The sequence below is a fragment of the Accumulibacter sp. genome (assembly GCF_016789985.1).
In the GTDB taxonomy this organism is placed as follows: domain Bacteria; phylum Pseudomonadota; class Gammaproteobacteria; order Burkholderiales; family Rhodocyclaceae; genus Accumulibacter.
Genome location: NZ_JAEUOL010000045.1, coordinates 1 through 14,237 on the forward strand (window position 1 = coordinate 1; position 14,237 = coordinate 14,237).

Annotated in this window: 13 protein-coding genes; 9 read left to right on the forward strand and 4 right to left on the reverse strand. The window is 63.8% G+C overall.

Translation table 11 applies throughout. The annotated features are described in order from the left end of the window. On the reverse strand, positions 1–809 hold an 809-nt coding region (locus JNK99_RS02430; protein WP_291848135.1), incomplete at its 3' end, for an SDR family oxidoreductase. Between the two features lie 178 nt (positions 810–987). Here JNK99_RS02430 and JNK99_RS02435 point away from each other — a divergent pair. From JNK99_RS02435 to JNK99_RS02450, 4 genes are all read left to right on the forward strand, one after another. Beyond that, positions 988–1,530 carry a phasin family protein gene (locus JNK99_RS02435; protein WP_291848138.1) on the forward strand — a complete coding sequence of 181 codons (543 nt, stop codon included), beginning with the start codon at positions 988–990 and terminating at the stop codon, positions 1,528–1,530. A gap of 199 nt (positions 1,531–1,729) precedes the next feature. Then, positions 1,730–2,947: a patatin-like phospholipase family protein gene (locus JNK99_RS02440; protein WP_291848141.1), complete on the forward strand. Its 1,218-nt coding sequence runs from the start codon at positions 1,730–1,732 to the stop codon at positions 2,945–2,947. Positions 2,948–3,061: 114 nt separating this feature from the next. Further along, on the forward strand, positions 3,062–3,709 hold the full coding sequence (locus JNK99_RS02445) for a TetR/AcrR family transcriptional regulator (protein ID WP_291848144.1): 648 nt from the start codon (positions 3,062–3,064) through the stop codon (positions 3,707–3,709). 44 nt (positions 3,710–3,753) lie between these two features. After that, on the forward strand, positions 3,754–4,527 hold the full coding sequence (locus JNK99_RS02450; RefSeq protein ID WP_291848147.1) for a hypothetical protein: 774 nt from the start codon (positions 3,754–3,756) through the stop codon (positions 4,525–4,527). 114 nt (positions 4,528–4,641) lie between these two features. Here JNK99_RS02450 and JNK99_RS02455 read toward each other — a convergent pair whose 3' ends face one another. Both JNK99_RS02455 and JNK99_RS02460 read right to left on the reverse strand, forming a co-directional pair. Then, complete coding sequence (locus JNK99_RS02455; RefSeq protein WP_291848150.1) at positions 4,642–6,069, reverse strand: HDOD domain-containing protein; 1,428 nt, start codon at positions 6,067–6,069, stop codon at positions 4,642–4,644. 193 nt (positions 6,070–6,262) lie between these two features. Next, positions 6,263–6,844 carry a DJ-1/PfpI family protein gene (locus JNK99_RS02460; protein WP_291848152.1) on the reverse strand — a complete coding sequence of 194 codons (582 nt, stop codon included), beginning with the start codon at positions 6,842–6,844 and terminating at the stop codon, positions 6,263–6,265. A gap of 214 nt (positions 6,845–7,058) precedes the next feature. On the opposite strand from JNK99_RS02460, the gene acnA reads away from it, so the two are divergent. The 5 genes from acnA to JNK99_RS02485 all read left to right on the forward strand — a co-directional run bounded on the left by acnA (position 7,059) and on the right by JNK99_RS02485 (position 13,479). Continuing rightward, positions 7,059–9,776: an aconitate hydratase AcnA gene (gene acnA, locus JNK99_RS02465; RefSeq protein WP_291848155.1), complete on the forward strand. Its 2,718-nt coding sequence runs from the start codon at positions 7,059–7,061 to the stop codon at positions 9,774–9,776. Between the two features lie 242 nt (positions 9,777–10,018). Continuing rightward, positions 10,019–11,137: a toxic anion resistance protein gene (locus JNK99_RS02470; RefSeq protein WP_291848158.1), complete on the forward strand. Its 1,119-nt coding sequence runs from the start codon at positions 10,019–10,021 to the stop codon at positions 11,135–11,137. Between the two features lie 12 nt (positions 11,138–11,149). Then, positions 11,150–11,857: a VWA domain-containing protein gene (locus tag JNK99_RS02475; RefSeq protein ID WP_291848161.1), complete on the forward strand. Its 708-nt coding sequence runs from the start codon at positions 11,150–11,152 to the stop codon at positions 11,855–11,857. 67 nt (positions 11,858–11,924) lie between these two features. Continuing rightward, on the forward strand, positions 11,925–12,506 hold the full coding sequence (locus JNK99_RS02480) for a TerD family protein (RefSeq protein WP_291848164.1): 582 nt from the start codon (positions 11,925–11,927) through the stop codon (positions 12,504–12,506). 16 nt (positions 12,507–12,522) lie between these two features. Then, positions 12,523–13,479: a hypothetical protein gene (locus JNK99_RS02485; protein ID WP_291848167.1), complete on the forward strand. Its 957-nt coding sequence runs from the start codon at positions 12,523–12,525 to the stop codon at positions 13,477–13,479. On the opposite strand, the gene JNK99_RS02490 is transcribed toward JNK99_RS02485, so the two are convergent. Beyond that, positions 13,433–14,056, reverse strand: coding sequence for a hypothetical protein (locus tag JNK99_RS02490; RefSeq protein WP_291848170.1), 624 nt, complete (start codon positions 14,054–14,056; stop codon positions 13,433–13,435). The genes JNK99_RS02485 and JNK99_RS02490 overlap by 47 nt on opposite strands. Between the last annotated feature and the right edge of the window lie 181 nt (positions 14,057–14,237).

A 14,237-nucleotide genomic window follows, 5' to 3' on the forward strand; every position in this document is an offset into this window, starting at 1 on the left:
GCGGCGCGGGCAAAGGTGTTGAGCAGGTCGCCGACGCGCATCGGCGTCGGGTCGGTCAGATGGAAGCATTGACCGTCCTCGTTCGCCAGATGGGCGATGTGGTCCATGGCTGCGACGACGAAATCGACCGGGACGACATTGATGCGCCCGCCTTCGATGCCGATTGTCGGCATCCAGGCGGGAAACATCTTGCGCATCTTCTGAATCAGCTTGAAAAAGTAGTACGGGCCGTCGATCTTGTCCATTTCGCCGGTTCGCGAGTCGCCGACCACGATCGCCGGGCGGAAGATGCGCCAGGGAATCGTGCACTCCCGGCGGACGATACCTTCGGAATCATGCTTGGTGCGGAAATACGGGTTCTCGAGATTCTCCGCCTCGTCGAACATGTCTTCGCGGAAGAGCCCTTCGAAGAGGCCGGCGGCGGCAATCGAACTGACCAGGTGGAAGCGCCCGGCACCAATGTCCTCCGCCAGGCGAACGGTGTTGCGCGTGCCATCCACATTGGCACGCTGCTGCTCTTCGGCGCTCGCCTTGAGGTCATAGATTGCGGCGAGGTGAAAGAAGTGTTCGATCTGGCCCCGCAGTCTGCCGATGTCGTCCTCCGAAACACCCAGGCCCGCCTGTGTCAGATCACCGACGATCGGGATGGCACGGCTTCTGTCACAGCCCCAGTAGTCATACCATTCCTGCAGTCGCGGCTGTTCGCTGCTGCGGGTCAGGAAATAAACGGTTGCACCGGGCCGCGCGAGCAGTCTTGCCACCAGTCTCTTGCCGATGAAGCCTGTAGCGCCGGTAACGAAGTAATTCATGGCTGTCTCCCTAGATTCATTGTCCTCTGCCGCCTCTCTTGCTTGCCGGACTGCCGTGGCTGCAAGACCATTCCGCTGGCCTTTAGTGTGCGTCCTCTAGATATTGTCACTAGACTCTCTTCCAAGGGCAAGCAGAAAACTTGTTGACCTTTTGATCAATCCGTTGAAGGAGATGGAAATGGGCAAGAAACTCAAGGAATTGGCTGGCAGCGTGAGCGAGAACCAACTGGCGTCGACGGTCAAGGAATCGGCGCAGCAGATCTGGTTGGCGGGCTTGGGCGCTTTTGCCAAGGCGCAGGAAGAAGGCGGCAAAGTGTTCGATGCGTTGGTCAAGGAAGGCGAGAACATCCAGGCGAAAACGCGCAAGGTGACCGACGAGCGGATTGCGCAGGTCGCCGGCAAGGCGGCGGGAACCTGGGATCGGCTGGAGCAGGTGTTCGAGGATCGTGTCGCACGTGCCCTGGGGAGCCTCGGCGTACCCAGCAAGCAGGATATTGACCGGCTGTCCAAGCGCGTTGTCGACCTGAGTGCTGCCGTCCAGGCGCTGAGCGAGGGGAAAACGCTTCCCAAACCGGCTGTGGAGGGCGAAGCAGATACTGCCGAGCCGACTGCTGCGCAAGCCGCCAAGCCCAGGACGACGACCCGCCGGCCAGCCGCCAAGCCGGTCGCACCGGTTACCCCGGCCGACGTGCTCAATACCATTCCGCAGCCGGCCGAGTAAGCCGCTGCGTCGCAGGGCCCGGGCCCGGGTGGGGCAGGCTTCGGCGCGCCCGACTCGCAAACGTTCCAGCAGGTGCGCGACTGCTGCCCGCCGGGCCGACCGCCCGGCGGGCAGCAGTGGTCGCCGGGCAGCAGGCTGTCCGTGAGCGGCAACGGCCGCTCCAGTCAATGGACCGCGTAACGATAAAGGAGTGCACTCCATGGATGTTGCCAAGCAACGCACGAGGATCGGCATGGCCCTCGCCGGTGGCGGTCCAGTCGGTGGAATCTACGAGGTGGGTGCGATGGCCGCCTTGGCCGAAGCGCTCGTCGGTGTCGACTTCACCGACCTGGATATCTATGTTGGGGTCAGCTCGGGTGCCTTCATTTCGGCCACTGTCGCCAACGGTCTCGGACCCGACAAGCTGTCGCGGATGCTGGTCGAGGATGACAGCGACGAGGTGTTCGACCCCGAAATGCTTCTGCGACCGGCGTTCGGTGAATATCTGCGACGGGCACTGGCGCTTCCCGTGCTATTCTGGTCATCCCTGCGCCAGTATCTGTCGGACCCATGGCATCTCCGCCTGGTGGAGGCGTTTCAGGGTTTGAGCCATGCCATTCCGGCGGGCGTCTTCAACAGCGCCGGCATTGATCAGTTGCTGCGCAGACTGTTCTCGACCGGGGGGCGAACCAACGATTTTCGCCAGTTGAAACATCGCCTGTTCATTGTGGCGACTGACCTCGATACCGGGGAGTCGATTGCCTTCGGGTCCGAGGGGCATGATGAGGTGCCGATTTCGGTGGCCGTACAGGCCAGTGCCGCCTTGCCTGGACTCTTTCCGCCGGTCACCATCGGCGACCGTTTTTTCGTCGATGGCGCCTTGATCAAGACCCTGCATGCTTCGGTTGCACTGCAGGCCGGTGCCGAACTGCTCATCTGCATCAACCCGTTGGTGCCGTTTGACTCACGTCTGGCGGCCAAGCGTCCGCTGCACCAGAATCCGACGCCGGCGCCGGAACACCTGGTCGACGGCGGTTTGCCGGTTGTTCTGTCGCAGACTTTCCGCGCCATCATTCACTCCCGGATGCGCACCGGCATGGATCGCTATCGCCACGAATTCGAAGGTCGGGATGTGGTTTTGTTCGAACCGACACGGGACGATGCCGACATGTTCTTTACCAATGTCTTCAGCTATCGTGGCCGCAGTCGCCTCTGCGAACATGCCTATCAACGGACGCGCAGCGAGCTTTATCGGCGGCGCCACGAGTTGCGGCCGATCTTCGCCCGGCACGGGATCGAGCTTGATCTGGGAGTGCTCAAGGATCACAGTCGCTCGCTGCTGCCGCACAAGCGCCGTCCGGATCTGGCAACCAGCGCCAGCGCACTCGACGCCTCGCTGCACGATCTGGAAGTCTGGCTGCAGGCACAAGGTGCCTGATCGTCGGCTGGTCCGTGGCGCGCCACCCGGGTCGCATGCGGTGAGGCGGAGGATTTCCCGCTGCCGGACTGAGTGTTATCCTCGCCGCCGCTGAGAGATCACGACGGAGAATCGATGGAGAGAAAACCGAAACGACGCACGCGCGAGCGCATCATCGAAACCAGCCTGCGCCTGTTCAACGACTTTGGTGAGCCGAACGTCACCACCACGGTCATCTCGGACGAGATGAACATCAGTCCGGGTAACCTGTATTATCATTTTCACAACAAGGACGAAATCCTCGAGTCGATCTTTGTCGTGTTCGAGCGAGAAATCGAGGAAACGCTCGCCACACCGACCCGACGGCCGGCGGATGTGGAAGACATCTGGCTCTTCCTGCATCTCCTTTTTGAGCAGATATGGAAATACCGTTTCTTGTACCGCGATCTGAACGACTTGCTGACGCGCAACCGCCTGCTCGAGATCCATTTCAAGCGAATTCTTGCCCACAAGGTGCGGACGGCGACGATCCTCTGCGAAGGTCTGGTTGCGGCGGGCGCGATGCGCGCCAGCAGTGAAGAGCTGCGTGCACTGGCGACGAACATGACGGTGCTTGCCACCTACTGGCTGTCCTACGAGTACACCTGCGACCCGCGCGGCCAAGTGGAGAGTGGTCGTATCGGGCGCGGGGTATATCAGGTGATGGCGTTGGTCTCGCCGTTCCTGGTGGGCGAATCGAGGGGGCTGCTCGAGAGGTTGTCGCAAGAGTACATCGCGGCGTAGGCGGTTGCGGACGACAATGCTTCTCTAACCTGGAGGAATGGGCTATGGCCTGGCACAAGTTTCCCTATCCCGACAAGACATACAGTTATGCTGGCACAGCGCTGAAAGAGAATTGGGCGCGCCTGCATCGCGGTGACTGCGAACCTTTCCCGGACGATGCGAAGGTGCAGGAGGCCTGGCGCAGCTATCATGCCGGCGATTTCGGCCAGGCGATCGAGAATGGTCTGGCCTGCGGCCTTGCCGGCTACAACGTGGCCAACAAGGCGGCAACGATCTACGCCGGCTACCTGGAGACCGACGACGAGCACAAGCGCAGCCTGTTGACCGAGGTTGCACAGCGCTGCGAGGAGCAGCAGGAAAAGACGCCGAGCGATGTCAACGCCTGGTATCTGCATGCCTTCGCACTCGGCCGTTACAGTCAGAGCATTTCGGTGGTCAAGGCACTGGCCCAGGGTCTGGGCGGCAAGATCAGGAACAGCCTGACGCGAGCGATCGAGCTGGAGCCGTCGCATGCCGACGCGCGCGTCGCGTTGGGGGCCTACCACGCCGAGGTGATCGACAAGGTGGGAGCACTGGTTGGGGGAATCACCTATGGCGCCAAGAAGGACACCGGCAAGGAGCTCCTGGCCACCGCCCTCAAACTCAATCCGGACTCCGCGATCACCCGTATCGAGTACGCCAACGCGCTGGTCCTGATGTTCGGTAAAGCGAAGATGGCCGAGGCGGAACGGCTCTACCAGGAAGCTGCTGCCTGCGTTCCGATGGACGCCATGGAGCGCCTGGACGTTGAAGCGGCCAAGGAAGAGCTGGCCGATTGAGCGGACCCCTCTTGGCGACTGCCCGGTAGTGCAGGCTGGGTGCGGCGCGTCGCGTGGCCGGCCAGCGGTGAAGGGGCAGGCACGGTGCCCGGTCGCCGCTTGTCGGGGGGCTGCTCAGCGGATTGCGCCGACGAAGCCGTTGATGGTTGCCTGCGCCTCCTGCAGATGACGCAGGCAGTCGTTCCAGTGCGTTGAATCGAGACCGATGGCGTCGAGTTCGGTGGTTGGCTCGGCGCTGCGCGCCGCCGCTCCGTCGAGTGCGGCGTGGGCTGCCCGGTCGGCGAGGCCGATCAGACCACAGAGGACGCATTCCTCGCCAGCTTCGGCCGGCGAGTGATGGTAGGCGATGGCGGCGACGTATCTGGCTGGCAGGTCCCAGCGCTCGGCGATCAACTGTCCGACCTCGGGATGGGTGAACTCGAAGAAGGTTTGTTCGGCCTCGAGGCTGCCGATCGCCGATTCACGTTCGAGCTTGAGTACATGCTGGTAACTCGACTCGGCCTGGACGGCAAAAATGAGCTTGCCGATATCGTGCAGCAGGCCGGCCATGAAGGCTTCGTCGGCCGGGCAATGCACCGCTGCCGCCAGGGAGCGTGCGGCGGTGGCGGTGGCGATCGAGTGCTTCCAGAAATCAACCAGGTTCAGCCGTTCAGTGCGAAAGGCATCGAAGGCGCCGACCGAGATCAGCATGCCCTGTACGTTGGTGAAGCCAAGTACGCGAACCGCGTCGGCAATGGTGCCGACGCGGCGTGAGAAGCCGAAAAATGCCGAATTGGCGACGCGCAGAATCTTGGCCGAGATCGCCGGGTCGTGCACGATCACCCGTTCGATGGCCCTGGCGTCGCTATCGGGGTCCTGCATCATCCGGAGCGCCTGCATCACGACGGTTGGCAGGGTCGGCACCTCGTAAACGTCGATCGGCCGGCAGCGCGCCAGCGGTTCTGCGGTCAGCTTGTTGCCGGAGGATGCGTCGTTCAGTTCAAGCAGTTTTGGTGGCAGCCCGGGATGCACGAGCTGGAAGACGTGCATCGGTTGCGCCAGGTCACGCAGGCGCAGCATGCCGGCGTCGCGCAGGCTGATGCCGGAGGGCAGCGTATTGCGCACCAGCGCTTCGCTGGCCGAGGTAAGCAGGGTCTGCCCGCCGTGGGTCACGGCAAGCAGGCGGGCCACACGATTGAGCGTACGGCCGAAGTAGTCGCCGCTGCTCAGATATGCCGGGCCGCTATGCAGGGCGATGCGCACGCGCAGGCGGGTGCGGGTCGGCCACTCTGCGCTGGCCAGGCTCATCTGGATCTGGCAGGCTGCCCCGAGCGCGGCGGCGGCATCGTCGAAAGTGACACAGAAGGCATCGCCGACGGTCTTGAAGACGCAGCCGCCATGGCGCTGGATCGCTGCCGAGAGCAGGGCGTTGTGCCGCTGCAGAGCCACGCGCATGGCTTGGGACTCGCTTTCCCAGAGGCTTGTCGAGCCTTCGATGTCGGTAAACAGGAAGGTCGTGTTGATCAGCGACGCATCGCCCAAGCTCAGTTCTTCGGATTCCATCAGCCTTCTCGTTCGTCGGTCAGCGCGGGGTTCCCTGCCGCTCCTGGTTGCCCGGCCTAGCGTGGGTGGCGGAGATCGGAGGCGGGACGCGGGAGTATCCCGGCTTCCGCCCCTGGCCGTCAATCCTCTTGCGGGCGGCGCCCGGGGTGTGGGCCAGCCAAGCTGCGTGGAAGCAGCCGCCGCTCTGCAAGGTTCACGTTTCGATGCGCGTTCCAAGAACCTGCAGAAACTTTGCCAGCCAATCGGGATGCGCCGGCCAGGCCGGTGCAGTGACCAGATTGCCATCCACATGGGCCTGGTCGAGCGCGATCTCCGCATAGCTGCCGCCCGCCGCCCGGACCTCCGGCGCGCAGGCCGGATAGGCGCTGCACGAACGGCCACCGAGGACCCCGGCGGCAGCCAGCAGTTGCGCCCCGTGACAGATCGCCGCGATCGGTTTGCCAGTGTTGGCGAAGTGCTGGACAGTGGCGATCACGGCCGGATTGAGGCGCAGGTATTCGGGCGCGCGGCCGCCGGGGATGAGCAGTGCGTCGTAGTCCTCGGCGTGCACGGCGTCAAAATCGGCATTGAGCGTGAAATTGTGTCCCGGCTTTTCGCTGTAGGTCTGGTCGCCGGCAAAGTCATGCACTGCGGTGCGCACCTGCTGGCCGGCCTGCTTGCCAGGGCAGACGGCGTGTACCGTGTGGCCGATCATCAGCAGGGCCTGGAAGGGCACCATGGTTTCATAGTCCTCGGTGAAATCACCGGTGAGCATCAGTATCTTCTTCGCTGCCATTGTGAACTCCTGGAGTTGAGGGTGCCATCAAACGAAGCTGCCCGGTCAAGCGAGCCGGAGCGAACCGGAAGGATAGCATCAGAAGCATCGGAGTCCTTGGCGCCGGTCCCGAACGTCGTCGGCCGGCTGGCCCGGCGGCGGAACGAGCCCTCCGGCGCGCTGTCAGTATTGGTACGTTGTATGCGCGCCGCAGTTCATTGGCTGGAGAAAATGCATGTCCCACTCATCGTTCAACACGCTTTCACGTTTCACGCCGCCCGGTCAGCCGGAAGTCCTGTTCCATTCCCTGCCGTTGCTGGCGGCGGCGGGGGTCGGCAATGTCGGACGTCTGCCGGTGTCCCTGCGCATCGTTCTCGAGGCACTGCTGCGACATTGTGATGGGCAGCGCGTCAGCGAGCGACATGTCATCGAACTGGCCGGGTGGCGGCCAAACGCACCGCGCAGTGCAGAGATACCGTTTGTCGTCGCGCGTGTCGTGCTGCAGGATTTTACCGGCGTGCCACTGCTCTGCGATCTGGCGGCGATGCGTCATGTGGCAGCGGCGCGCGGGCTGGAACCGCGACGCATCGAGCCGTTGGTGCCGGTCGATCTGGTGGTGGACCACTCGGTGCAGGTCGATTACTACGGCACGCCGCAGGCGCTGCAGCAGAACATGCGGCGCGAGTTCGAGCGCAACCGCGAGCGCTACCAGTTCATGAAATGGGGCATGCAGGCCTTCGAGACCTTTCGTGTCGTGCCGCCGGGTGTCGGCATTGTCCATCAGGTCAACCTCGAACATCTGTTCCATGGTGTGCGCCGGCAGAACACGCCGACCGGGTGCCTGTGTTTTCCCGACACGCTGGTCGGTACCGATTCGCATACCACGATGATCAACGCGCTCGGCGTCGTCGGCTGGGGCGTCGGCGGCATCGAGGCGGAGGCAGCGATGCTTGGTCAGCCGGTCTATTTTCTGACCCCCGACGTGGTGGGTGTCGAACTGCGCGGTCGTTTGCGCGAGGGCGTCACGGCGACCGACCTCGTGCTGACGGTCACCGAGTTGCTGCGCCGCGAGAAGGTGGTTGGTACTTTCGTCGAATATTTTGGTGAAGGTGCCAGCACCCTCTCGGTGACCGATCGCGCAACGCTGGCCAACATGGCGCCGGAGTATGGCGCGACGATGGGTTTCTTCCCGGTCGATGAGAAAACGGTCAGCTACATGCTCAGCACCGGGCGCCGCGAAGAGGACTGTCTGCTGTTCGAGGCCTATTTCCGTGCACAGGGTCTGTTCGGCATGCCGCGCGCCGGTCAGATCGACTACTCGCGCAGCGTAAGGCTCGACCTGTCGACCATCGTGCCGTCGCTGGCGGGTCCGAAGCGGCCGCAGGATCGTATCGCACTGCCCGATATGGCGAGCCGTTTCAATGAACTGCTGGGTGCTCCCGAGTCAGCCGATGGCTTTGGGCGGCCGCCCGGCACGCTGGCGCAACGCTACGCCACCGAGCGGCCGGGAATCGATCTCGGCCATGGCGACGTGCTGATTGCGGCGATCACTTCTTGCACCAACACGAGCAATCCGGCGGTGATGATCGCTGCCGGTCTGCTCGCCCGCAAGGCGGTGGAAAAAGGCCTGCGTGTCAGGCCGCACATCAAGACCTCGCTGGCACCGGGCTCGCGGGTGGTGACCGATTACCTGGAGCAGGCCGGTCTGCTGGCGCCGCTCGCCGAACTCGGCTTCGCGCTTGCCGGCTATGGCTGTACGACCTGCATCGGCAATGCGGGTGACCTCGATCCGGCGTTCAACAAGGCAATTGCCGAGCAGCAGTTGATCGCCGCCGCGGTGCTTTCCGGCAATCGTAATTTCGAGGCGCGTATCCATCCCGGACTGCGGGCCAATTACCTCGCTTCGCCGCCACTGGTGGTGGCCTTCGCCATCGCCGGCCGGGTCAATATCGACCTCGAGCATGAACCACTGGGCAGCGGCAGCGACGGGCGGCCGGTCTATCTGCGCGACGTCTGGCCGACTTCGGACGAAATCAATGCGGTCCTGCCCTTCGCCCTCGACCCGGACACCTTCCGCCGGCGTTACGCTGACGTCGGTGCCGACCAGGAGCTCTGGAAGGCGATTCCGGCGCCGGTTGGCGAGGTCTATGACTGGCCACTGTCGACCTATATCGCCCGCCCGCCGTTCTTCGAATTGCCGGAGCAGGCCGATGGCGACATTCGGGGGAGCCGTGCGCTGCTGATCCTGGGTGACTCGGTGACCACTGATCACATCTCGCCGGCCGGTTCGTTCGGCGAGGCGACCCCGGCCGGAGCCTGGCTGCGCGAACAGGGAGTGGAGCGCGGCGATTTCAATTCCTATGGCGCACGTCGTGGCCATCACGAAGTGATGGTGCGCGGTACTTTCGCCAATGTGCGGATTCGCAATCTGATGCTGCCGCCCGATGCCAGCGGTCGCCGTCCCGAAGGCGGATACACCTTGTTCGACGGGCAACTGACAACGGTGTTTGCCGCAGCCATGCGCTATCTTGAACGCGCAACACCGACCGTGGTGATTGCCGGGGAAGAGTATGGCACCGGGTCGTCGCGCGACTGGGCGGCCAAGGGCACGCGGCTGCTCGGCGTGCGCGCGGTGATCGCGCGCAGTTACGAGAGGATTCACCGGGCCAATCTGGTCGGCATGGGGGTGCTGCCGCTGCAGTTCGTTGGCGACGACTCGGCCGTGACGCTCGATCTGCGTGGCGACGAGACCTTCGACATCCTCGGTCTCGGCCCGGCTCTGTTGCCGCTGCAGCAGCTTTCCCTGGTGGTCGTGCGGGCGGACGGGCAACGTGTCGAGCGACCCCTGCTTTGCCGCATCGACACGCCGATCGAAGTCCGCTATTACCATTCGGGTGGCATCCTGCCGTATGTGCTCGGCGAACTGCTCGGCGAACCGCACGCGAGTCATTGACCTGCCTCGCTACGCCACTTGCGCCGGCCAACTGGTAGCGGCTGCGTGGCGCCAGGCGCCCGGGTGAGGCCGGCGGGTACTGCTGCGGGCGCCTGGCGCGAGTCATCGTCGGGCCTCTTTCCCGTCTGCCGCGGGCATCTTATACTGCGGCAACGCGGAGCCGGACGGGCGACTCCTGGGCAAAGCTGCAGTTGCCGACCGACGTTGACCTTTCTGACACCCCTGGCATTTCGGGAGGCGCCATGAAACCATTGTTTGCCGATGCTGCTCCTGCCAGCAAACCATTCGCGTCAGCGACCCCGGTGGTCAGTCTGCCACCGGCGGGAGAAGTGATCCCCGACGGTGCCGGCCTGACCGCGCCGGTGGCTTCGCTGGGCGCCGTTCTGGATGCGCCGCTGCCGCGGGTCAGTGTCAGCGAATCAGACCTGGCAGCGCTCGGCGAGAAGTCCACGCGCCGGGTGGCGGCCATTTCCGAGCAACTGCTCGGCATGGTGCGCGGCAGCGGCAGCGAGCAGTTCGGGATCTCGCTCAGCCATCTGCTCGCCACCGCCCAGCAACTCGATCCCAAACTGTTGTTCGACAGGTCACTGTTGGGCAAGCTCAAGGGTCTGTTCATTTCTGCCAAGGAACAGGTGAAGTCACAGTTTCGTTCGGTGTCCGGCCAGCTCGACGCGCTGGTCGGTGAGCTCGAACGATCGGCGAGGGCCTACGAGCAAAGAATTCGCGAGCTTGATGAGATGTACGTCGCCAATGGCGAGGAGTACAACGCGCTGGGCGAGGCGGTGAATACCGGCCAACAGCTCCTCGTGGCACTGCATGAGGAACTCGGCGGCACCCCGGCAAGCAGCGATCCGATGGCAGCGCAGGCGGTGGCCGATCGGCACCAGCTGGCCCTGCGCCTCGATAAGCGGATCGACGACCTCAAGCGGGCGCAGATGATCGCCCTGCAGACGGCCCCCGAGATTCGGCTGCTGCAGAACAACGCGCGGATGTTGATCGCCAAGTTCCAGGATATCGTCGCGGTCACCATTCCGGCCTGGAAAAAGCAGTTCTCTCTACATATTCTGATGGAGGAGCAGGCGCGATCGGCGGAACTGGTGGCAGCGGTCGACGATGCCACCAACGCCGCTCTGCGCAAGAATGCCGACCTGCTGCGGCAGAACACCACGGATATTGCGCGTGCCAACCAGCGGGCACTGGTCGAGATGGAGACGCTCGAACATGTGCAGAAGCAGTTGCTCGGCGCTTTCGAGGACATGCACAAGATCAACGAAGAGGCAACGGCGGCGCGTGCGCAAAGCGATGTCAAGCTTGCCGCGATGCGGGACGAACTGCTCGCCCGTTTCCAGAAATCGACCTAGAAAGGATCAGTCATGTCGTTGATCGATCTGAAGAAGAAGACCCGCATCGTGCTCGAGAAGCGTGCCCTGCCGCAGGTGCCGCGCTGCCGGGTCGGGCTGTGCATCGATATCTCGGGCTCGATGCAGAACGAGTACCAGGATGGTCTCGTCCAGGAAACGGTAGACCGCCTGCTGGCGATTGCTGGAACCTTCGACGACAACGGCGAAATGGAAGTGTGGACCTTCAACCAGAAGTACTCGACGCCGCCGGTGGCCAGAGCGGCCGATTACGGTCACTACGTCAAGCAGGCGATCCTCGACAATCCGGCGGTCGACAAGTGGGGCGGAACCAACTACGCGCCGGTGATGAATGCGGTGCTCGACGCCTATTTTCGCAAAGCGCAGAAAGCCGGTTCCGGTGGGCTGTTCGGGCTGTTCAGGAAAGTTGAGCAAAGCATGGTCAAGGACACCCAGCTCCCAGCGCTGTGCCTGTTCCTCACCGATGGCGACAACAACGATGCAGCCGAGGCCGAGAGGATCCTGCGCGAGGCGCAGAAGTATCCGATCTACTGGCAACTCGTCGGCATCGGCAACGATACGGATTTTCGCTTCATCAAGAAAATGGCGAAAGATCTCCCGAACGCCGGTTTCTGTCACTTCCCGGACCTCAGGATTGCCGATGAGGCAATCTACGAGGCTTTGCTGACCAGTGAACTTTGCGACTGGCTGCGCCGGCTCTGAGCCACCGGCAGTCGTTCGTGTGCAAGGCCCTGTTTCATCGCTGTCATTCTGAGCAAAGGAGCGCTACATGGCGATCAATCTGAAAAAGGGGCAGGGCATCAACCTGACCAAGGCGGCGCCCAGGCTGCGCATCGTGCGGGTCGGAATCGGCTGGGACATCACGCGCGTCATCGGGCAGTGCGATCTCGACGTCAGTGCTTTCGTCCTCAAGACCGTCGGCGGCAATCCGGTCTGTCTCTCCGATGCGCACTTCGTCTTTTTCAATAACCTGCAGAGCCCCGAGGGTTTCCTTGCCCATACTGGCGATAATCGAACCGGTGCCGGCGAAGGTGACGACGAAACGCTGAAGGTCGACCTCGAGGCCGCTCCGCAAGATGCGGTCGAGGTCTCGTTCATCGTCACGATGCATGAGGCGCTGGCGCGTCGCCAGCACTTCGGCATGGTGCACAATGCCTATCTCAAGGTCTATAACGACGAGACCGGCGAAGTGCTGGCCGAGTACGACCTTGATCAGGAGTTTGCCGGCCAGACGGCCGTTCAGATCGGATCGCTCTTCCGTGCCGACAACGAGTGGCAGTTCCAGGCGGTTGGCGCCGGCTATCAGCGGGATCTGGTCGATTTCGTGCAGGGTTATGGCCTCGACGCCTGAGCCCTGCCCTCGCCCGTTGTTCAGCGAAGCGGCGGTCACCCGGCCGTGCCTGCCTGCCACCGATGCTGCGCCGCCGGCGGCCGGTCCGCCGGGAGGTGATCTGGCGCAGCCGCTGCGCGTGCGCCCGCTCGATCTGCCGCCGGCGTCGGCGGCGCTCGCCAAGGCAACCGCGTCGGCAGGGCAGAGGGCGCGCGTCACGCCACTGGAGTTGCCGGAGACGTTGCCCCCGGCGCCAGTGGCACGGCCGTCGGTGAAGCCGCTGGTCCTTGCCGAGAGCCGGGCGCCGGACGCCGCCGCTGCCGTATACGCCCCGGCCTCGCTGCTGTTTGACGGGGGCAAGGGCTCCGACCTTGAGCAGATGCGTCGCCGCGTACTGGCGTCGCTGCCGCAACCGAGCACCCGGCAGCTCGCGGTTCTCGACGAGGCGATCCGCGAGCTGTTGCCGGTCGAACTGTCAAGGCTGGCCGCCTGGGGTGCTTCCTTGTTGCGGTGCAGCGAGACGATCACCGGTGAACTGCAGCGGCTGACCGCCGTCGTTGCCGGTTGGAACGTCGGCGATCTGATCGAGAAGTGCCATCTGGCGATGGCGGCGAGCGGGCTGTGGAAACTGCTGCGACGAGGTTCCCCGACGGGACTCAAACCGGCCCTCGAACTGGTTCTTGCGCAGGCGCCGCAGGTGCTGGCCGCCCTCGACGAGTTGGCGCGCCACATGGCGCCCTGCCGCGACCAGTTCGCCGCTGCCCTGCTCTTGCTGAAACCGGCATCCGAGGTGCTTGCTCTCGGTGCGACCGAAGCCGAGGCATTTGCACGGCGCGGCCATCTGCTGACGGTCGCGGCGCAGCACTTCGATCTGCTCGAGCCCCAGCTTGATCAGTTGAGGCGCCAGGTTGTCGCCTGGCAGAGCGAGATCGAGCAATTGCAGCGGGTCACGATCCCGCTCTGGGAGCTTGCCAATAGCCGTTCTGGTGGTTGACGCTGGATGGCCGTTGCGGCGCCGGCCGGTCGTCGTGTCGACTGGCTGGCGTGGAGTTCGCCGCAGGGCTGCCGGAAAGCGCAGCGTTGCATTGCTGATCGGTTGCGCCGGGCAGGAATCCGGCCGCCGGCTGCCCGCAGCGCAGTCCTTCTCCTGCACGCGCATGCCGGACGCGCAAGCCATCCTTGTACGCAGCGAGCAACTCCAGGCTTTTCTTCACATACTCGTGCGACGAAAGCCGGTTCGTCACATAGCGATTGAGCAGTGCCAGCCAATGCCTGTGAATGGCACAGGGCGTCTGCTGGTCACCGCCTGCCAGTGGGCAATCAGGGCAACGGGAAGTTTCGAGAAGCTCGGTCGCCGCCTGTTTCTGCCACTGCTGGCGATACTGCCGGGCGTTGTTCTGGATCCACTCCAGCGCGCGTGATTCCCTCTCCGCTTCCGGGAAGCGCTGGACATGCGCTTCGATTGCCGACAGTTGCTGGTGGAAAAACTCCTCATCGGAAAGGTCAGGGCGCTCGGCACCACCCACGAAACGGGAGATCAGAGCAAGTGTGGGATCATCGACGATGTACATGGGGGGGTCAATCTGCGCGCCGGCAGGCAGCTCCTGCCTCGATGAAATATAGCATGGATTGATGCGGTGCAGCATATTTTTCGGGCCCCCGCCGCAGGCCGCGGCGGGGGCGGTGCTGCGTCGGGGAGGCGGCCGGGCTCGAGCACCGTGCTGGGTTTGGCGCATGGGCGATGCGGGATGC